The organism is Phyllobacterium sp. K27, from assembly GCF_054796155.1.
The window spans coordinates 379,123-399,649 of sequence record NZ_JBTWND010000003.1; the positions used below are offsets into that span (position 1 = coordinate 379,123).

General features: G+C 54.3%; 14 protein-coding genes and 1 pseudogene. 9 read left to right on the forward strand and 6 right to left on the reverse strand.

All coding sequences use genetic code 11. The annotated features are described in order from the left end of the window. The first annotated feature begins 67 nt into the window (after positions 1-67). Both metH and ACYJL1_RS19585 read left to right on the forward strand, forming a co-directional pair. Complete coding sequence (gene metH / locus ACYJL1_RS19580; RefSeq protein ID WP_460898591.1) at positions 68-3,844, forward strand: methionine synthase; 3,777 nt, start codon at positions 68-70, stop codon at positions 3,842-3,844. Between the two features lie 13 nt (positions 3,845-3,857). Then, positions 3,858-4,805 carry an NADP-dependent oxidoreductase gene (locus tag ACYJL1_RS19585; protein WP_460898592.1) on the forward strand — a complete coding sequence of 316 codons (948 nt, stop codon included), beginning with the start codon at positions 3,858-3,860 and terminating at the stop codon, positions 4,803-4,805. An 8-nt stretch (positions 4,806-4,813) separates the two neighbouring features. Here the strand turns inward: ACYJL1_RS19585 and ACYJL1_RS19590 are convergent, their stop codons facing one another. Then, positions 4,814-5,641 (reverse strand): AraC family transcriptional regulator, encoded by an 828-nt coding sequence (locus ACYJL1_RS19590; protein ID WP_460898593.1) that lies wholly within the window; start codon positions 5,639-5,641, stop codon positions 4,814-4,816. 95 nt (positions 5,642-5,736) lie between these two features. After that, the gene (locus ACYJL1_RS19595; protein WP_460898594.1) at positions 5,737-6,633 is read right to left on the reverse strand and encodes a bile acid:sodium symporter family protein; all 897 of its coding nucleotides are present in this window, start codon (positions 6,631-6,633) and stop codon (positions 5,737-5,739) included. Between the two features lie 275 nt (positions 6,634-6,908). Between ACYJL1_RS19595 and ACYJL1_RS19600 the strand changes: the two genes are divergently transcribed. The 3 genes and pseudogenes from ACYJL1_RS19600 to ACYJL1_RS19610 all read left to right on the forward strand — a co-directional run bounded on the left by ACYJL1_RS19600 (position 6,909) and on the right by ACYJL1_RS19610 (position 10,004). Then, positions 6,909-8,129 (forward strand): MFS transporter, encoded by a 1,221-nt coding sequence (locus ACYJL1_RS19600; RefSeq protein ID WP_460898595.1) that lies wholly within the window; start codon positions 6,909-6,911, stop codon positions 8,127-8,129. Positions 8,130-8,320: 191 nt separating this feature from the next. Beyond that, a pseudogene (locus tag ACYJL1_RS19605) lies at positions 8,321-9,246 on the forward strand (ABC transporter ATP-binding protein). After that, positions 9,243-10,004, forward strand: a complete 762-nt coding sequence (locus tag ACYJL1_RS19610) for an ABC transporter permease (protein ID WP_460898596.1) — start codon at positions 9,243-9,245, stop codon at positions 10,002-10,004. Before ACYJL1_RS19605 ends, ACYJL1_RS19610 begins: the two are co-directional and overlap by 4 nt. On the opposite strand, the gene ACYJL1_RS19615 is transcribed toward ACYJL1_RS19610, so the two are convergent. The 4 genes from ACYJL1_RS19615 to ACYJL1_RS19630 all read right to left on the reverse strand — a co-directional run bounded on the left by ACYJL1_RS19615 (position 10,001) and on the right by ACYJL1_RS19630 (position 13,739). After that, a complete protein-coding gene (locus ACYJL1_RS19615) occupies positions 10,001-10,222 on the reverse strand; it encodes a CopG family transcriptional regulator (RefSeq protein WP_460898597.1) in 222 nt (73 codons plus the stop codon). The two genes, ACYJL1_RS19610 and ACYJL1_RS19615, sit on opposite strands and share 4 nt — an antisense overlap. A gap of 17 nt (positions 10,223-10,239) precedes the next feature. Continuing rightward, positions 10,240-10,938, reverse strand: coding sequence for a ligase-associated DNA damage response endonuclease PdeM (gene pdeM, locus ACYJL1_RS19620; RefSeq protein WP_460898598.1), 699 nt, complete (start codon positions 10,936-10,938; stop codon positions 10,240-10,242). Positions 10,939-11,055: 117 nt separating this feature from the next. Beyond that, entirely contained in the window at positions 11,056-11,202 is a 147-nt protein-coding gene (locus tag ACYJL1_RS19625) for a hypothetical protein (protein WP_460898599.1), read from the reverse strand. Between the two features lie 23 nt (positions 11,203-11,225). Then, positions 11,226-13,739 (reverse strand): ligase-associated DNA damage response DEXH box helicase, encoded by a 2,514-nt coding sequence (locus tag ACYJL1_RS19630; RefSeq protein WP_460898603.1) that lies wholly within the window; start codon positions 13,737-13,739, stop codon positions 11,226-11,228. A 452-nt stretch (positions 13,740-14,191) separates the two neighbouring features. Here ACYJL1_RS19630 and ACYJL1_RS19635 point away from each other — a divergent pair, with 452 nt between their 5' ends. The 4 genes from ACYJL1_RS19635 to ACYJL1_RS19650 all read left to right on the forward strand — a co-directional run bounded on the left by ACYJL1_RS19635 (position 14,192) and on the right by ACYJL1_RS19650 (position 20,137). Next, positions 14,192-15,232 carry a ligase-associated DNA damage response exonuclease gene (locus tag ACYJL1_RS19635; protein ID WP_460898604.1) on the forward strand — a complete coding sequence of 347 codons (1,041 nt, stop codon included), beginning with the start codon at positions 14,192-14,194 and terminating at the stop codon, positions 15,230-15,232. After that, complete coding sequence (locus tag ACYJL1_RS19640; RefSeq protein ID WP_460898606.1) at positions 15,232-16,860, forward strand: cisplatin damage response ATP-dependent DNA ligase; 1,629 nt, start codon at positions 15,232-15,234, stop codon at positions 16,858-16,860. Before ACYJL1_RS19635 ends, ACYJL1_RS19640 begins: the two co-directional genes overlap by 1 nt. Before the next feature lie 5 nt (positions 16,861-16,865). Then, positions 16,866-18,305, forward strand: coding sequence for a cryptochrome/photolyase family protein (locus ACYJL1_RS19645; RefSeq protein ID WP_460898609.1), 1,440 nt, complete (start codon positions 16,866-16,868; stop codon positions 18,303-18,305). A 233-nt stretch (positions 18,306-18,538) separates the two neighbouring features. Then, positions 18,539-20,137, forward strand: coding sequence for a peptide ABC transporter substrate-binding protein (locus ACYJL1_RS19650; RefSeq protein ID WP_460898610.1), 1,599 nt, complete (start codon positions 18,539-18,541; stop codon positions 20,135-20,137). Positions 20,138-20,527 lie beyond the last annotated feature (390 nt).

Consider the following 20,527-nt stretch of genomic DNA (forward strand, 5'->3'; position numbering starts at 1 on the left):
TGACATAAACATATCTTTATGTGAACCTTAAGCCTCATCTAAATGTGGTTTTGAGGCGTATCGAGTTATGAATAATGCGGTTGACAATCTCTTCGGTCCCATGGGCGCTCCTCGGGACGGCAGAGAAGTTTTCGCGGCTCTGACACAGGCTGCGAAAGAACGCATCTTGATTCTCGACGGCGCTATGGGCACGCAGATTCAAGGCCTCAGCCTCAACGAGGACGACTTTCGCGGTGACCGTTTTGGCGATTGCTCCTGCCATTTGCAGGGCAATAACGACCTTCTGATTCTCACCCAACCGCAAGCCATCGAAGATATTCACTATGCCTATGCAATGGCCGGTGCGGATATTCTGGAAACCAACACATTCTCTTCGACCACCATCGCCCAGGCTGATTACAGCATGGAGGAAGTCGTCTATGAGTTGAACCGGGATGGTGCAAGGCTTGCGCGCCGCGCTGCGCTCAAAGCCGAACAGACGGATGGGCGCAAGCGCTTTGTTGCCGGTGCCCTCGGTCCAACAAATCGCACCGCCTCCATGTCTCCGGATGTGAATAATCCCGGCTATCGCGCTGTCACCTTCGACGATCTTCGTATTGCCTATGCCGATCAGGTTCGCGGCCTGATCGATGGTGGTGCGGACATCATCCTGATTGAGACAATTTTTGATACGCTCAATGCCAAGGCGGCAATCTTCGCCACCCAAGAGGTCTTCGAAGAAAAAGGCATTACCCTGCCGGTCATGATTTCCGGCACGATCACCGATCTGTCCGGACGCACGCTTTCAGGGCAAACGCCCACCGCCTTCTGGAATTCGGTGCGTCATGCGCAGCCCTTCACCATCGGCCTCAATTGTGCTCTGGGCGCCAATGCCATGCGCGCCCATCTGGCCGAAATTTCAAACGTAGCCGACACGTTTGTCTGCGCCTATCCCAATGCTGGTCTCCCGAACGAATTCGGTCAGTATGATGAAAGTCCGGAGGCGATGGCAGCGCAGCTTGAAGGCTTCGCCCGCGAGGGGCTGCTTAATGTGGTCGGCGGGTGCTGTGGATCGACACCGGAACACATCAAGGCCATTGCCGAGGCTGTGGGCAAGTATCCGCCGCGGAAGATACCCGAGATTGAAACCCACATGCGCTTATCGGGTCTCGAACCCTTCACGCTGACCAAGGATATTCCCTTCGTCAATGTGGGCGAGCGCACCAACATCACCGGCTCGGCGAAATTCCGCAAGCTCATCACCGCTGGCGACTATGCGACGGCTCTGGACGTCGCCCGCGACCAAGTGGCAAATGGCGCACAGATCATCGACATCAATATGGATGAGGGCTTGATCGACAGCGAAAAAGCGATGATCGAGTTCCTTAACCTGATCGCGGCAGAACCGGACATTGCCCGTGTTCCCGTGATGATCGATTCATCCAAATGGGATGTTATCGAAGCAGGTTTGAAATGCGTGCAGGGCAAGCCCCTCGTCAATTCCATTTCCATGAAGGAAGGTGAGGAAGCCTTCCTCTCCTATGCGAAAAAAGTACGCGCCTATGGCGCTGCCGTCGTGGTCATGGCCTTCGATACGGAAGGACAGGCCGATACGCTGGAGCGCAAGGTGGAAATCTGCACCCGCGCCTACGAACTTTTGACCAAAGAGGCCGGCTTCCCGCCGGAAGACATCGTGTTTGATCCCAATGTCTTTGCTGTGGCAACCGGGATCGAAGAACATAATGGGTATGGCGTTGCCTTCATCGAGGCGACCAAACAGATCACCGAAACCTTGCCGCATGTTCACATCTCCGGCGGCATTTCCAATCTTTCCTTCTCATTCCGCGGCAATGAGCCGGTGCGCGAGGCGATGCATGCGGTGTTCCTCTATCATGCCATTCAGGTCGGCATGGATATGGGTATCGTCAATGCAGGTCAGTTGGCGGTCTATGAATCCATCGATCCGGAACTGCGTGAGGCTTGCGAAGATGTTGTTCTTAACCGGCGCGACGATGGAACAGAACGCCTGCTTGATCTGGCAGAGCGCTATAAGGGCGCGGCTGGCAAGGAGGCGCGCGAACGCGATCTTGCATGGCGCGAATGGAGTGTCGGCAAGCGTATTGAACATGCGCTTGTCAACGGCATCACCGAGTTCATCGATGTGGATACGGAGGAAGCCCGTCTTGAGGCAGAACGCCCGCTGCATGTCATTGAAGGGCCATTGATGGCCGGAATGAATGTCGTTGGCGACCTCTTCGGTGCGGGAAAAATGTTCTTGCCCCAGGTGGTAAAATCTGCCCGCGTGATGAAGCAGGCTGTTGCTTTGCTCCTTCCTTACATGGAAGCGGAAAAGCTCGCCAATGGTGGCACAGGTGAGCGCGAGAGCGCCGGTAAAGTGCTGATGGCAACGGTGAAGGGGGATGTGCATGATATCGGCAAGAATATTGTCGGCGTTGTACTTGCCTGCAACAATTACGAGATCATTGATCTGGGCGTGATGGTTCCGGCAACCAAAATCCTGCAAACGGCACGCGAGCAGAATGTTGATATTATTGGCCTGTCCGGCCTGATCACTCCCTCGCTGGACGAGATGGTGCATGTCGCCTCCGAAATGGAGCGCGAGGGGTTTGACATTCCATTGCTGATCGGCGGCGCAACCACCAGCCGCGTGCATACGGCTGTGAAAATTGATCCCCGCTACAATCAAGGGCAGACAATCTATGTGACCGATGCGAGCCGTGCGGTTGGTGTTGTTTCGAACCTTTTATCCAAGGATATCAAGCCGGGTTATATCGACACCATTCGTGCCGAATATGCCAAAGTTGCCGATGCGCATGCCCGCAATGAAGCTGACAAGCAGCGATTGCCCCTGGCCAAAGCCCGGGCCAATGCCCACAAGATTGATTGGTCGGCTTACACGCCGCCAAAACCGGCTTTCATCGGCACCCGCATATTTGAGAATTACGATCTGGCCGAAATCGCCCGCTACATAGACTGGACGCCCTTCTTCCAGACATGGGAGTTGAAAGGACGTTATCCGGCCATTCTGGACGATGAAAAACAGGGAGCCGCTGCCCGGCAATTGTTCGACGATGCGCAGGCAATGCTCAAGAAGATCATTGCTGAAAAATGGTTCAATCCGAAGGCCGTTATTGGCATGTGGCCAGCGGGCGCCGTCGGCGATGATATTCGCGTCTTTACCGATGAGAACAGAAACGAAGATCTGGCAACCTTCTATACGCTGCGTCAGCAGCTATCCAAGCGCGACGGCCGCCCGAATGTCGCCTTGAGCGATTTCGTCGCCCCTCTCGATAGCGGCAAACAGGATTATATGGGTGCCTTCGTTGTCACTGCGGGCATTGAGGAAATTGCCATTGCCGAGCGCTTCGAACGCGCCAATGATGACTATTCGTCAATCCTTGTCAAAGCTTTGGCTGACCGTTTTGCCGAGGCTTTTGCCGAGCTGATGCACGAGAATGTCCGCAAGGAATATTGGGGCTACGCGCCCGATGAAGCACTTGCCCCTGATGAGCTGATCGGCGAGCCTTATCGCGGCATCCGTCCGGCTCCGGGCTATCCCGCGCAACCGGATCACACGGAAAAGGAGACTTTGTTCCGCATTCTCGATGCAGAAGCAAAGATCAATGTGCGATTAACGGAAAGCTATGCCATGTGGCCGGGTTCTTCCGTTTCCGGCATTTACCTTGCGCATCCCGAATCCTATTATTTCGGCGTTGCAAAGGTAGAGCGCGATCAGGTCGAGGATTATTCGCAGCGCAAGTCCATGCCCATTGAAGATGTTGAGCGCTGGCTTGGGCCAATTCTCAACTACGTTCCGCAGCCCCGCACTTTAGCGGCAGAATAGTTTGGAGATTATCATGCGGGCAGCAGCCGTCCAGGCTTTTGGCGGACATGTGGAACTCGTCGATGTTCCAAAGCCGCAGGCCAAGAATGATCAACTTCTGGTCAAAATATCAGCAGCGGCGATCAATCCATTTGATTGGAAAGTGGCGGACGGCATCCTCAAAGGCAAGGCACCACATGTTTTTCCCTTGATCTTGGGCAATGACGCGGCTGGTGTCGTCGAATCCTGCGGCGAGGACGTCACCGGCTTTTCCGTGGGGGATATGATATTTGGCCAGTTTCTGCATATGCCGCTCGGCGAAGGCCCCTACGCGGAATATGCCCGCGTCCCTGCATCGAACCTCCTGATAAAATTGCCTGATGGATTGGACGTGCTGCAGGCGGCGGCCCTTCCAACTGCCGGGATGACGGGGCTTCAGATGGTTGAAAATCTCGATCTGCCAAAAGGATCGACCGTTCTCATCGTCGGTGCTACCGGCGGCGTTGGGTCCTTTGCCGTACAATTGGCGGCCGCCCGTGGGTTGAAAGTCATCGCCACCGCTCGCGCTGCAAAAGCTGGCAAAATGAGTGAGTTCGGTGCCATTGCCACGATTGATCACACCGCCTCTCCTGTCTCCGAACAGCTGCGCCAACTCTATCCTGATGGCATTGATGGGCTGATCGACCTGATGAGCGATGCCGCTGAATTTTCCGCGCTTGCAGCACAGGTCAAACAAGGCAGAACCGCCTTTACAACAGCCTTTGTGGCAGATGATTCAGAGTTACAAAGGCTCTCTCTCAAAGGCGGCAACTTTGAGGTGTCCGCCGATCATGATCTTCTGCGCCGCCTTGTCGATCATGTGACCGCAGGTCGTTTGACAGTCCCGATTGATCAGATCGTCTCTCTTGAGGATGTGCCTGAAAATATCGAGAAAAGCCGCGCGGGTCGCTCTGCCGGCAAAACACTCATCAAGTTCGGTTGACTGCAACCTCAACTCTGTTTGTAGAGATAGCTGCGGGGCGCAGTCCCCAGCATACGCTTGAACATGGTGGTGAATGCCGGGACGCTATTATAGCCCAGATCAAGCGCGACACTTGTGACCTGTTCACCCTCAGTCAGGCGGGGCAGGGCGGCTAGCAGACATGCCTGCTGCCGCCAGGTGGAGAGGCTTATCCCTGTTTCCCGCCTGAATATGCGGGTGAAAGTGCGCCTGCTCATACCAAGCTCGTCAGCCCAATGATCTATGTTCGTGTGCGGCGAGGGGCTTTTGAGAAAATCATGACACAGTGCCGCCAGACGGCGATCAGCCGGAAAGGGCAAGCCCAACGGCCGTTCGGGCTGGTTTGGTATCTCATGCAAAAGCAAGCCCATCATAAATGCGGCGCGCGTGTTGGCAGCCGCATTTGCTGGCAAGTTGACGGCTTCCCGGATCAGGCTGTCCATCAGTGGCGTCAGCCCCACCACATGGAGGTGCTCCTTTAGTCCAACGACAGCCTCTGGCCGCACATAAATCGAGTGCATCGTCACGTCGCCAAACATATCCACTGCATGCTCAATCCCGGCTGGCAACCATAGAGCATGGTGCGGGGGAACCATCCAGCGCCCGAATTTTGTCGTTACCATTGCCACGCCAGTCACCGCATGCAGTAGTTGTGATTGGTTGTGGTAATGCCGGGCGATCTGATGTCCCGCCGGATATGCGGTTGCAAGTGCAAGAACATCGCCATCCGCCTGATCGAGCCAAGTCAACCGGAGCTGATGCAGGCTTTCCAGCTCCAGTCCGATAGAGCTTGTACCCGGAAAAGTATTGTAACGCATGGATTTGGCCCACTTACGAAAGAAGTGGACCAAACCACGAAAGCGAAGCTGACTCAACTGCTAAATGCCTCACAATTCGTGCAACATCGCCGTGCTCACCTATGATCAACAAGGGTCGCCTTTCCGGCAGCCTTGTGTCTCGTCTTCAGCCAATAGCCGAAGAGAGCAGCGGTAACAAAGGCGATCAGCCCGTAAATTGCTGCGGGCACGGCCATTGTCGGATTGTTGAGAAGAAACGGGCTAAGCGCTATGGCGATGGCAAGCGTGCCATTGTGAATACCGATCTCCATACCGATTGCGGTCGCTTGGCGATTATCGATACCTACTGCCCTTGGCACGAAATAACCAACAGCGAGACTGACGACATTGAAAGCCAAGGCGGCAAGCCCGACTATCGGCGCCCAGATCCGGAGCGTTTCCCATTCCTGTACAAGCGCTACAAATACGACCGCCATCAGAAATATCAGAGACAATATCTTGACGGGACGGGCCATACTGTCGGCAAAAGCCGGATAGCGATGGCGAATCCACATGCCGATGATCACCGGCCCGAGCACAATAATGAATACCTGCATCACTTTGGAAAATTGCAGCGGAATTGCTTGTCCTTCCGAGAAGAAATGCGCCAGCGACCAATTTACAATCAGCGGCAAAGTGATGATTGAAAGTGCGGAATTGATTGCAGTAAGAGAGATATTCAGCGCAACGTCCCCATCCGCCAGATGGCTGTAGAGATTGGCGGAAGTGCCGCCAGGGCTTGCCGCCAGCAGCATCATTCCAACAGCGAGCGCAGGCTCGAGGTTGAACAGATAGACAATGCCCAGACAGGCGACAGGAAGTATGATCGTCTGGCAACCAAGTGCGACAAGAACCGCTTTCGGCGCTTTGAGCACATTGTGAAAATCTTTCAATGTCAGAGCCAACCCAAGGCCAAGCATGATTATGCCCAGCGACACAGGCAGGAATATCGTTAGTGCCAGACTATCTTCCATAGTTCCCCCCAATTGCTTCCCCCGTCACAATTTATGTGCTTCAGGAACGATCGCTCATTGCTCCCCCAACGAGCTGCAGCCACTCAACGTCAAATCCAATTGGATTTCAACGGGTATCTCCCGGTACGCTTTCATGTTTAATCCTGATGCATTTGGCCCACTTACGAAAGAAGTGGACCAAACCACGAAAGCAGGTTTCTTACAATTTCTATAAGAGGATGAGTGAGAGCGTTGCCACCTGCGTTTACTCGCTCGATTTTCAATGGATTCATCTAATGACCGACACAGCTATGCCCGCGCAGCGTTCGTCTGCTGAAACAACCGTCTTTGCGGTTATTTTCGCAGTCAGCTTCTGCCATCTGCTCAATGATATGATGCAGTCGCTTCTTGCAGCCATCTATCCGATGCTGAAAGACAATTACGGCCTGAACTTCAAGCAGATCGGTTTCCTGACACTGACATTTCAGGTCACGGCTTCGCTCCTGCAACCGGTTGTCGGCACCTATACAGACAAGCACCCCATGCCCTATTCTCTGCCTGTAGGCATGGCGTTCTCACTTGTTGGTCTTGGCATCCTTTCCATTGCCACGCATTACGTCATGCTGCTCGTAGGCGCTGCATTCATCGGCATTGGCTCGTCCATATTCCATCCGGAAGCATCGCGCGTCGCACGCCTTGCGTCGGGTGGACGTCATGGCTTGGCCCAATCCTTCTTTCAGGTTGGTGGAAATTTCGGAACAGCGCTTGGCCCTCTGCTTGCGGCTTTCATCGTCCTGCCGCAAGGCCAGAAGAGCATTGCGTGGTTCTCGCTCGCCGCATTGGTCGGGATGATCATTCTCTATCAGGTCGGCAACTGGTATCAGCGCTACCGTGCAGCCAATGCCAACAAGGCCGCCGCAAGCCGGGTGTTAACGCTCCCACGTGGCAAACTTATCACCTCGCTGATCATTCTGACCTTGCTGGTCTTCACCAAGAATATCTATCTGGCCAGCATCTCCAGCTATTATACCTTCTATGTTATCCATAAATTCGGCATCACGGTTCAGCAGTCTCAGATGATGCTGTTTCTGTTCCTCGGTGCTGCCGCTGTCGGCACGGTCCTCGGCGGGCCTATTGGCGACAAGATCGGTACCAAGGCTGTTATCTGGTTCTCTATTCTTGGCGTCCTGCCATTCACCCTTATGATGCCTTATGCCAGTCTCTTCTGGACGGGTCTGCTGACTATCATCATCGGGTTCATCCTTTCTTCCGCCTTTCCTGCAATCGTCGTGTTTGCGCAGGAATTGGTTCCAGGTCGCGTCGGAATGATTGCCGGTATTTTCTTCGGCTTTGCTTTCGGCATGGCCGGCATCGCTGCGGCGGTTCTCGGTTTCGTTGCCGATATCAAAGGCATCGACTTTGTGTATCAGGTTTGTTCTTATCTGCCCTTCCTTGGGCTGCTCACCATCTTCCTGCCGAGCATGCGGGAAGTCCGGGGCGAAACCGCTAAAGCCTAAGAAAACGGGGAAGCCTTCGCGGGCTTCCCTTTTCCACTTTTGCGCTCCTGACGCCATTTGTCAGCAGGGTGGTTTGAAATTCCCGTTCCATCACCATATAAGGAACATCGTTCCCAAGATGCCTCACATCAGGCGATCTGATTCATACGTTCGTGTTCAAATCGCATAAAGTTTCCTTCCGGATACAAATCATGTCATCAGCTATTTCTGTTTCCAGCCTCAACAAGACCTATGAATCCGGGTTTCAGGCGCTGAAGAATATCAATCTCGATATCCGTCACGGCGAGATCTTTGCCCTGCTTGGGCCAAATGGCGCGGGCAAGACGACGCTCATCAGTATCATCTGCGGTATCGTCAATCCGACATCGGGAACTATTCTCGCCGATGGTCACGATATCATCAAGGAATACAGGGCCTCCCGCACCAAGATTGGCCTTGTTCCGCAGGAGTTGACGACAGATTCCTTTGAGACCGTATGGGCAACCGTCAGTTTCAGCCGGGGTCTCTTCGGCAAGCCTGCCAATCCGGCGCATATCGAAAAGATTTTGAAAGAACTGTCTCTCTGGGAAAAGAAAGACTCCAAGATCATGACGCTTTCGGGCGGCATGAAACGCCGCGTCATGATCGCCAAGGCATTGTCGCATGAACCGGAAATCCTGTTTCTGGACGAGCCGACGGCGGGCGTGGATGTCGAGCTTCGCCGCGACATGTGGAATGTGGTGCGGGCATTGCGGGAATCCGGCGTGACCATCATCCTGACCACGCATTATATCGAAGAAGCGCAGCAGATGGCTGACCGTATCGGCGTCATCAATCACGGCGAAATCATCCTGATCGAAGAGAAGGATGAACTGATGCGGTCTTTGGGCAAGAAGCAGTTGCGGCTGCAATTGTCAGAGAAGCGTCAGGATATCCCGGAAGCTCTGGCCAAGTACGGTCTGGAACTGTCGCAGGATGGCGGCGAGTTGATCTACACCTACGACACGCAGAAAGAGAGGACCGGCATTACGTCTTGCTCAAGGACCTCGACAAGGCATCTGTCCGCTTCAATGACATTCAGACCAAAGAAAGCTCGCTTGAAGAAATCTTCGTGAGCCTAGTGAGAGAACGCAAATGAACCTCTATGCGGTCAAAGCAATATATTTGTTCGAAATGCACCGTACATGGCGCACGATCATGCAGAGCGTTATTTCGCCTGTTGTATCGACCAGCCTGTACTTTGTCGTTTTTGGCTCGGCCATTGGCGGACGTATCCCGGAGATCGGCGGTGTCAGCTATGGCGCATTCATCGTGCCGGGCCTAATCATGCTGTCGCTGCTCACACAGAGCATATCCAATGCCTCGTTCGGCATTTATTTCCCGAAGTTTGTCGGCACGATCTATGAGCTTCTGTCTGCCCCGGTTTCCTATGTAGAGATTATCATTGCCTATGTCGGGGCAGCGGCCACAAAATCGATTATTCTGGGGCTGATCATTCTCGCCACAGCGGCGCTCTTCGTTCCGCTGCGCATCGAACATCCATTCATCATGCTGCTGTTCCTCGTCCTGACGGCGGTTACATTCAGCATGTTCGGTTTCATCATCGGCATATGGGCGGATGGCTTTGAAAAGCTGCAGCTCGTACCGCTGATGATTATCACACCGCTGACATTCCTCGGCGGCAGCTTCTACTCCATCGATATGCTGCCACCCTTCTGGCGAACTGTGACACTGTTCAATCCGGTTGTTTATCTGATCAGCGGCTTCCGCTGGAGTTTTTATGGCCTGTCCGATGTCCATATCGGCACGAGTCTTGCCATGACGGCAGCCTTCCTCATCGCCTGCATGCTGATCCTGCGCTGGATTTTCAAGACAGGATACCGATTGAAGAGCTAGGAGCAGGACGGTTCATCGTAAAGCTCATTGACGAATTTCATCGTCACTGGCGTGTTGTTCTTTACGTCAAGCAAAGGCACGCCATTGCGCGTGCTACTTGCTGGCAATGAATGCCGCGCAAGCACTGATATCACTTCTCCGACAGTCTTGTGGTGCCTCGCAGCCAACTCTTTGGCAATGGAAAGCACATCATCATCAATTGTCAGCGTTATTCGCATGTGTCACCTAAAATATCTCAAATATAAAGCGCCTTGGCGGTCATGGGATAGACCCGCTTGCTGCCAAGCATATAGGCGACGATCGCCTGCGCATCGAAAATCCCGTGAAACGGACGCCCGAGAATGTTCATGCCGCCCGTATAAGCGCCGAAAGCCGGCATGATCATGCGGGAGCGGTCGCTCACAAAACAGCGTCTTTGCACCGCTTGCCCGCGGCGCACCACTTTGGCCGCCGGATGCAGATGTCCGGCAATCTCGCCGGGGCAGGGGTGTTTGGAAGGTTCATGCCGGAAGATCAGATTGCCGAAAGCCAGTTCGGTAAAAGTCTCTCCCGACAGGTCTGCAGGATGGTCCGGGTCATGGTTGCCGGTGATCCACACCCATTCGCGCCCCGCCATCAGCAAGCCAAGCTGCGCAGCATATTGCTCCGGCAGGCGCGCAGCCGCCTCTCCATCGTGGAAACTGTCACCAAGGCTGATGACACTGGCCGGATTATAACGCCCGATGACCTTTCCCAAGGCAGCAAGTGTCGTTGCCGTGTCATAGGGTGGCAGCATCATGCCGCGCCGCGCAAAGGACGAGCCCTTCTCGAAATGCAAATCCGACACGACAAGAATCCGTTCATCTTCGAGATACATCGCGCCGGAAGGGTCGCAAACGCATCTATGCCCGGCGACAACCATTTCGGCCGCCCCGTGCGGAAATGTTCTGGTCATTTGCGGGTTCATGAATGTTCCGACATTTCCCGGGTTAGAGCAAATTTTACGTATATAGAGCCAATTCTGTTTCTCGGATGACGAGACAATCCACGCGGAAGGTAGCGAGGTCGATGTTTATCCATCGGACGAAGCTTCCTGACAAAGTGGTTGGCCGTCAGCCGGAAACCCGAAGGGCCGGGTGAATTCGGGCCAATTCCATCGGGCTTCAGTTTCGTCCGATGGATAAACATCGGCCTCACTAAATCCCTTGATCTTGTCCACAAATTCCCTCCGGCAGAATGACTCTATATACGTAAAACTTGCTCTAATTCTTCGACAATTTCTTCCAAAAGGGTTTCATGCGCTTCGCCCGGAACACGTTCCTTGCCGATTTCCATCATTACAGGAACGGCTAGCGGCGAAATCTGGTCCAGATCCTTATGGACGATATGGCCCTTGATTCGGGCTAGCATATCGCTGAGACGGCGAATGTCCAGAAGTCCGGTCGCAGCATCGGCGCGGGTCGCCTGAATGAGAATGTGATCAGGCTCGTGTTCCCGCAGCACATCGTAAATCAGATCGGTCGAAACCGTCACCTGCCGCCCGGTCTTTTCCTGTCCGGGATGCCGTTTCTCAACGAGACCGGAAATCAGCGCGCAGTTGCGGAAGGTTCGTTTCAACATGAAGCTTTCGGAAAGCCAGGCTTCCAGATCATCGCCAAGCATGTCTTCATCGAACAGCTCGGAGAGCGGCAGTTCGCCCTTTTTGAACATGCGGCCCATATCGCGCAAACCCCATATCGACAGCGCATAATCCGTGGCGATAAATCCGAGTGGACGCGCCTTTGCCCGCTCCAGCCTCCGCGTCAGAAGCATCCCAAGCGTCTGGTGTGCCAGCCTGCCTTCAAAGGCGTAAATCACCATATAGGATCGCTCGCCGCGTGGAAATGTTTCCACCAAAAGGCTTCCCGGTTGCGGCAGCACCGATTTCTCCTTCTGAATACGCAGCCAATCGCTCACCTGATCAGGCAGCGCGCCCCAGCGATCGGGATCGGCCAGAATGTTGCGCACCTGATCTGCCAGATAGGTTGTCAGCGGAAACTTGCCTCCCGCATAAATCGGTATCTTTGCGTCAAAACCATCCGCCTTGGAGACAATACATTCGTTTTCACGAATGCCTTCAAAGCGCAGCACGCGACCGGAAAAGAAGAATGTATCGCCGGGGCTGAGCGCCTCGATAAAATGCTCTTCAACTTTTCCAAGCACAGGCCCGCCGCGCACATTGCCGCCTTTTCCGCGCTGCCTGGTCATCCGTACATTGAGCGAAGGCGCCTCTATGATCGTGCCTACGTTCAGGCGATATTGCTGTGCAACCCGTGGATGCGTAACGCGCCATGATCCATCCGCCGTCTGCCGGATTTTTGCGAACCGTTCATAGCTTTTCAGTGCATACCCACCTGTCGTAACGAAATCGACAATCCGGTCAAATGTATCGCGCGGCAGGGCGGCATAGGGTAGGGCGGTGGTAATTTCCGCGTAAAGGTCATCCGCCTGAAACGGCTCCGCGCAAGCCATGCCAAGCACATGCTGGGCCAATACATCCAGCGACCCTTCACCCAAAGCCGGTGTATCCTGTGCACCGATATAATTGGCATCAAGCGCCGCCTGACATTCCATGACCTCGAAGCGGTTGGCCGGAACCAGTATTGCCCGCGATGGCTCGTCCATCCGGTGGTTGGAACGGCCGATCCGCTGTGCGAGACGACTGGCGCCTTTTGGTGCGCCTACGTGAATGACCAGGTCAACATCGCCCCAGTCAATGCCAAGATCGAGCGTGGAAGTTGCAACCACGGCGCGCAAGGCATTTGCGGCCATGGCCTGTTCCACCTTGCGCCGCTTGCTCACATCAAGTGAGCCATGATGCAGCGCAATCGCCAGATTATCTTCATTCGCCATCCACAAATCATGGAACAGGCGCTCCGCCTGACTGCGCGTATTGACAAAGATCAGTGTCGTCGCATGCTGTTTGATCGCTTCATAAATGCCCGGCAATGCATAGACGGCCGAATGTCCTGCCCAGGGAACACGATCTTCCGTCTGAAGAATTGTGATATGCGGCTTGGCCCCGCCTTCGACCTTGACGAGGCTTGCCAAAGGCGAGCCCCCTGTTTGCGGCACAAGCCATCCGCGCAATTCGTCAGGGTCGGCGACGGTCGCCGACAGGCCGATGGTCTGCAATCCCGGTTGCAGGCGGCGCAGTCGTGCAAGCCCCAGCGATAGAAGATGCCCGCGTTTCGAGGTTACCAGCGAATGCAGCTCATCAAAAATAACGTAGCGCAAATCTTCGAAAAACCGCCCTGCATCCTTGGCGGCAATGAGCAGGGCCAATTGCTCCGGCGTCGTCAGCAAAATGTCGGGCGGGGCCAGCTTCTGCCGCTGGCGCTTATGGGCAGGCGTGTCGCCGGTGCGGGTTTCGAGCCTTATGCCAAGCCCCATCTCTTCGATAGGTTTAGCAAGATTGCGCTGAATATCGACAGCCAGCGCCTTCAAAGGCGAAATATAGAGCGTGTGGATGCCACGGCTCGCCGTATTGCTTTTGCCTCGGTAGGCAAGATCGACCAGCGAGGGAAGAAAACCCGCCAGCGTTTTACCCGCACCCGTGGGAGCGATCAGTAAGGCCGAACGCCCCGCCTGCGCTTCTTCCAGCAATTCCAACTGATGGGCACGCGGGGACCAGCCCTTGCTCTGAAACCAGTTCAGGAAAAGCGTCGGCAAAAGAGCAGAGCCGGTTTCGGCGATGGGTGCGTTGCTGATATTCACTGCAGCGAATGTAGTGCTGTAGAATCAATGCGCCAAGTTTTCTTTTGGCAAGAAAGCTGTGCGTGGTTCGACAAGCTCACCATGAGGAAGGGTGTAAATGGCAGGGAGCCAAGGCTACGCTGTCGCAATGCAATCAAATCACTTCCCTCATGGTGAGCTTGTCGAACCACGCACAGAAGCAATGCAAGATCGTGGGTCACTTACAAAGATTGCATGGAGCTAAATCCACCCTATGTTCGTTCTATGCTTTGGCAAAAGCGCTATGCGTGGTTCGACGGGGCTCACCATGAGGAAGGTTGTGAATTGCAAAGACTACCTGAAACTCCTCAGTAAGAGGCTCCCTGCAATCAACTTCCCTTCCTCATGGTGAGCTCATCCTGAGCTTGTCGAAGGGCGAACCACGCACAGCATCACTGCAAGCGTGGGCGAACCACGCATAACAGCAATGCAACATGGTATGGAATGGAGAAAGCTGCTTGTTAAACCGCCCCGAGGAACTTCTGCGATCCACGCCTGCTGGTCTCTATTCGCCTGTTGGAGATTTCTACATTGATCCGGTCCGTCCAGTTGAGCGAGCCCTTATCACCCATGGTCACTCCGATCATGCGCGTTCCGGTCATCGCAAGGTCATGGCGACACAGCAAACGCTCGACATTATGGCGCTGCGGTATGGGCCGGACTTTGCGGGCGAAACGCAAGTGGCGGAGCTTGGCAGAACCACCGAACTCAATGGCGTTGCCATCAGCTTTCATCCAGCCGGGCATGTGCTGGGTTCGGCCCAAATCGCCGTTGAAAAAGAAGGCATGCGTATCGTCGCATCGGGTGACTACAAGCGAGCCGCCGACCCCACATGCCTAAGCTTTGAGCCCATTGCTTGCGACGTTTTCATCACCGAAGCAACATTCGCATTGCCCGTCTTTCGCCATCCGGACAGCCGCGATGAAATAGCCAAGCTGCTCAAATCGGTCGAGCAATTTCCGGAACGCTCGCATCTCGTGGGTGCCTATGCGCTCGGCAAGGCGCAGCGCGTCATCCGCCTGCTGCGTGATGCAGGATATGACCGGACGATCTATATCCATGGAGCGCTGGCCAAGCTTTGTGACTATTACGAGAGCCAAGGTATAAAACTCGGGCCGCTCGCCCCCGCAACGATAGAAAAAGACAGCGAAACCGACTTTGCCGGTGCCATTGTGGTGGGGCCGCCATCGGCCTTTCAGGACAGGTGGGCAAGGCGTTTCCCTGATCCTGTTTCCTGTTTTGCCTCCGGCTGGATGCGCATTCGCCAGCGCGCGCGTCAAGGTGGCGTTGAACTGCCCATCATTCTTTCCGATCATTGCGATTGGGATGAGCTGACAGAGACGATCGTCGAGATTGATCCATTGCAGGTCTGGGTCACGCATGGACGCGAGGAGGCCTTGGTTCGTTGGTGCGAGCTGAATGGATATGCAGCACGACCACTCCACCTTGTCGGCTACGAAGATGAAGGTGACTAATGGAAGAGTTTGCCGCGCTTCTCGACCGCCTCGTCTTGACGCCATCACGCAATGGAAAACTGACCCTGCTTTCCGACTATTTCCGCGATACGCCGGACCCTGATCGTGGTTTGGCGCTTGCTGCCATCACTGGCGATCTGAATATCGCCAATGTCAAACCGGCCATGTTGCGCACCCTCATCGCAGAGCGCATGGACGGGCAGCTTTTCGCCTATTCCTATGATTATGTCGGTGACCTGGCAGAAACCATTTCGCTCGTCTGGTCCACCGACGAGCCTTTGCGCAGCAATAGCGTGCCTACACTTGGCGATGTGGTTACATCTCTTGAACGGGCTTCGCGGAGCGATGCCGTCAGGCTGGTGGAAAAATGGCTGGACCAGCTTGATGCATCGGCGCGCTACGCATTGTTGAAACTGGTAACAGGCGGCTTGCGTATCGGCGTATCCGCCCGCTTGGCAAAGCAGTCCTTGGCCCAGTTCGGGGAAGTCGATATTACCGAAATTGAAGAATTATGGCATGGACTGGCCCCACCCTATCAACCGCTCTTTGCATGGCTGGAAAAGACAGCCGAGAAACCGGAAAGCCTGGCCGCAGCTCCGTTCCGGCCTGTCATGCTTTCCACGCCGTTGGAGGAGCCTGATTATTCACGCATCAATGCCGATGACTATGTTGCCGAGTGGAAATGGGATGGTATCAGGGTTCAGCTGACATCCGAAGCCGGGCATCACCGCATTTACTCACGCACCGGCGATGACATCTCCCATGCCTTTCCCGATATTGCCGACTATATGACATTTGAAGGCACGCTTGACGGCGAATTGCTGGTGGCCCGAAGCGTCGATAACGCAATCGAGATCGGTGCGTTTGGCGATCTCCAGCAACGACTCAATCGCAAAACCGTCTCGACCAAACAACTCGAAAGCTACCCTGCATTTGTCAGGCTCTATGACCTGCTTTTCGATGGCAAGGACGACATTCGCACTCTGCCATTCGAAGAACGTCGCAGACGGCTTGAAGCCTTTGTAAAACAGCTTGAACCCACGCGGTTCGATCTGTCCCCTCTGATCCCCTATGAGCGCTTTGAAGAGCTGACCGAGCTGCGCAAAACGCCGCCGCATCCGATCATAGAGGGGCTGATGCTAAAGCAGTGCTCATCCACCTATGTGCCCGGTCGCCCGAAAGGCCCGTGGTTCAAATGGAAACGCGATCCGTTCATCATTGATGCCGTACTCGTCTATGCCCAAAGGGGCCACGGCAAGCGTTCAAGCTATTACTCCGATTATACATTTGCGGTCTGGACCGGACCCGAAGCAGATCCGCATCTGGTGCCGGTCGGCAAGGCCTATTTCGGCTTTACCGATGAAGAATTGAAACAGCTCGATGCCTTTGTGCGCAATAACACCACCGAGCGGTTTGGCCCCGTGCGTTCTGTGCGGGCAGAGCCGCAACATGGTCTTGTACTGGAGGTTGCGTTTGAAGGTCTCAACCGTTCCAAACGGCACAAAGCTGGAGTCGCCATGCGCTTCCCGCGCATATCACGCCTGCGTTGGGACAAGCCGCCCATTGAGGCCGACCGGCTGGAAACGCTTGAAGCGATGTTGCGCAATACGCAGGCTATTGAAGGATGAACCATATGGCAATCGAAAACCCCGTGATTGTCCTGTTCCGTCATGATTTGCGGCTGGCGGATAATCGTGCGCTTTATGCTGCATCGCAGAGCGGAAAGCCCGTCATTCCAGTCTTCATCCTGGACGAGGAGACAGCCAGCTCTGCAAGGCCCTTGGGTGGTGCCCGGCAATGGTGGCTGCATCATTCCCTCACATCACTGGCCAAATCCCTTGAAGTAATCGGTGCAAAGCTGATCCTGCGAAAAGGCCGGCCCCAGACCATTATCGGTGAGCTTATAAGCCATACCAAGGCTGATATGGTCCTGTGGAACCGCCGATATGATCCAGCGGGCATCGAGACCGATACGGCGCTCAAGGCGGCGTTGCTCGAGAAAAACGTGACGGCAGAGAGCTTTGACGGACATCTGTTACACGAGCCCTATTTACTCAAAACAGGAGCGGGCGGATATTACCGCGTTTTCACGCCCTTCTGGCGGGCTTTCCTGGAGGGTCCGGAGCCGCGCAATCCCGTTCCTGCACCAACAGAACTGAAACCATGGGCCGGCGATGTCTCCTCTGACAAAGTTGAGGAATGGGCATTGCTTCCAACCAGGCCGGATTGGGCAAAGGCATTTCAACATGACTGGACGCCCGGTGAGGAAGGAGCGAAGCAAAAGCTCGCGGACTTTCTAGAAAACAGGGGCACGTCCTACAAGAACGAGCGGGATTTTCCCGGAATTGAGGGCACTTCGCGCCTGTCGCCGCATCTTGCCCATGGCGAAATCACGCCATTTCAGATCTGGCATGCATCGAAATCACCAGCAATAAGGGATCACAGCGCCGGATTGGAGACGTTCAGAAAAGAGGTGGGCTGGCGGGAGTTTTCCTATCACCTCCTCTTCAACAACCCCAACTTGCATCAGGCTAATTTCAATAAAAGCTTCGATAGCTTTGGGTGGAGCAAGAGCGCAAAGAATTTTGATGCATGGAAAACCGGCAATACCGGCTATCCCATCGTCGATGCCGGCATGCGCCAGCTTTGGCAGACGGGCTGGATGCACAACCGGGTTCGGATGATTGTTGCGTCGTTTCTGATAAAGCACCTGCTCATTGATTGGCGGGAAGGCGAAAAATGGTTCTGGGATACGCTTGTCGATGCCGACCCGGCCAGCAATGCTGCCAGTTGGCAATGGGTTGCCGGATCAGGCGCGGACGCTGCCCCCTATTTCCGTATATTCAATCCTATCCTCCAGGGGGAGAAGTTCGATCCCGACGGGAATTATGTCCGGCATTTTGTCCCGGAGCTTAAAGACCTACCGGATAAGTATCTGCACAAACCATGGACCGCTCCAAGCTCTGTCCTTCAATCGACGAGTATTGAGTTGGACAACGACTATCCCGGTCCAATAGTTGAGCATGGAGTGGCCCGCAAACGCGCTATGGAGGCCTATTCCCGCACGCGTTGAAAAGTTTTCCACATAAACGAAAAAAAATGTTGCCACGCCAATATTGCCGCAACCGCACGCAAAAGTGGCGTAAAAAGGCCCTTGGGTCCATATCGTGCAATATTTTTTGACGTCACCGTCACTTATACTCGATCAAAATATTACACCGAAAGCATTAGAGCCTCCTTGCCTTGGAGCAAATTTTGGCATTTGTTCAGCTCTTCACAATTCTCTTAGAGGGGAAGGAACAAGAAATGACCCTGATGAAGTTTAATTTCCGCACCGCGCTTTTGCTTGGATCACTCATGCTCGCCGCAAGCCCGGCTTTGGCTGAAGCAGTGCTGCATCGCGGCAATAGTGGTGAACCGCAAACACTCGATCAATCACAAACCTCCATCGATATTGAAGCCTTCATCGTGAAAGACCTTTATGAAGGTCTCACAGTCTATGATGCCCATGGCAAGATTGTTCCCGGTGCAGCAGAAAGCTGGACCGTTTCGGATGATGGCCTCGTTTACACATTCAAGATTCGCGCCGATGCAAAATGGTCCGATGGCTCGCCGGTAACGGCTGAAGACTTCGTGTTCTCCATGCGCCGCGTCGAAGACCCCAAGACCGCCGCTGGCTATGCCAATATTCTCTATCCGATCAAGAATGCCCAGAAGGTCAATAAGGGCGAAGCAAAGCTGGAAGAGCTTGGCGTCAAGTCCATTGATGAAAAAACGCTTGAAATCACCCTCGAACAGGCAACCCCATTCTTCATCGAATTGCTCTCGCACCAGACAGCGCTGCCCATCAACAAGGCCAGCTTCGAGAAGAATGGTGCAGACTTCGTCAAACCGGGCAAGCTGGTCGGCAATGGCGCGTTCAAGCTCGCAGAGCATGTGCCCAACGATCATCTGACTGTGATCAAGAATGAGCATTATTGGGACGCCGCCAATGTCAAGCTCGACAAGGTAATCTTCTATCCAATCGACGATCAGGCAGCCAATGTCCGTCGCTTCGAGGCAGGCGAACTCGACCTCGTTTATAATTTCTCATCCGATCAGCTTGAGCGACTGCGCGCGGCAAATGCCAATCAGGTGCATGTAACGCCTGCTCTTTCAACCTATTACTATCCGTTTGATTCAAGAGTAGAACCTTTTAATGATGTCCGTGTGCGGCGGGCGCTTTCCATGTCTGTTGATCGAGATTTCCTCGCATCAGAGATTTTTAACGGCGCAACGTTGCCCGTCTACGCATTGGTGCCACCCGGCCTTGAAAATTATGGCGAACCGGAAAAACCGGACTTTGCCGACCTGTCCCAGCTTGATCGTGAAGACAAGGCCATCGAGCTGATGAAAGAGGCAGGCTATGGTGAAGGCGGCAAGCCGCTTAACATCGAAATCCGCTACAACACCAATCCGAACCATGAGCGTGTTGCAACAGCCGTTGCCGATATGTGGAAGAAGACCTTCGGCGCAAATGTCACGCTGATGAATCTCGATATCTCATCGCATTACGCCTATCTGCAGGAAGGCGGCAAATTCAACGTCGCCCGCGCAGGCTGGGTCGCCGATTATGCGGATGCGGAAAATTTCCTCAACCTCAATGTCAGCACCAACAAGACCTTCAATTACGGACATTATGAAAATCCGGAATTTGATGCGTTGATGAAGAAGTCCTATCAAGAGCGTGATCCGGCAGCACGTTCCAAAATCCTGCATGAAGCTGAAGCGTTACTCGCGCGTGATCAACCGACTGCTCCCTTGATGAACTATGCCTATCTCTGGCTCGTGTCAGATAAGGTCAAGGGCTGGGGTGACAACGCCAATAACGAACATTTGAGCAAATATCTGAGCATCGCCGAATAGGAAGCTTGAATGTGGGTGGCTCATCGGTCACCCACATCCGCTTACCGATGTCCGTGCCAAATCCACAAAACCTAAATCCGCATATCTTTGACCGCCACCTCATTTCATATGGGGATTGGCAAGGATGCAGTGCGTGGTTCGACAAGCTCACCATGAGGACGGTTGAAGATTGCAGAGAGCCCGGTTTGAGCCGCTGCAAAGGCTTTGCAACCAACCACCTCCCTCATGGTGAGTTGTCGAACCACGCACTGCGTCAATGCGACGGGATTTAGCGTATCGATAAACGGGCATGGATCGACCAGAACCAGGAGTTATCCCATTATGTTCATTTCCAAACTCACTTTGACAACCGCCATTGTTGGATCGCTGTTGCTGGGAGCGGCTCCAACG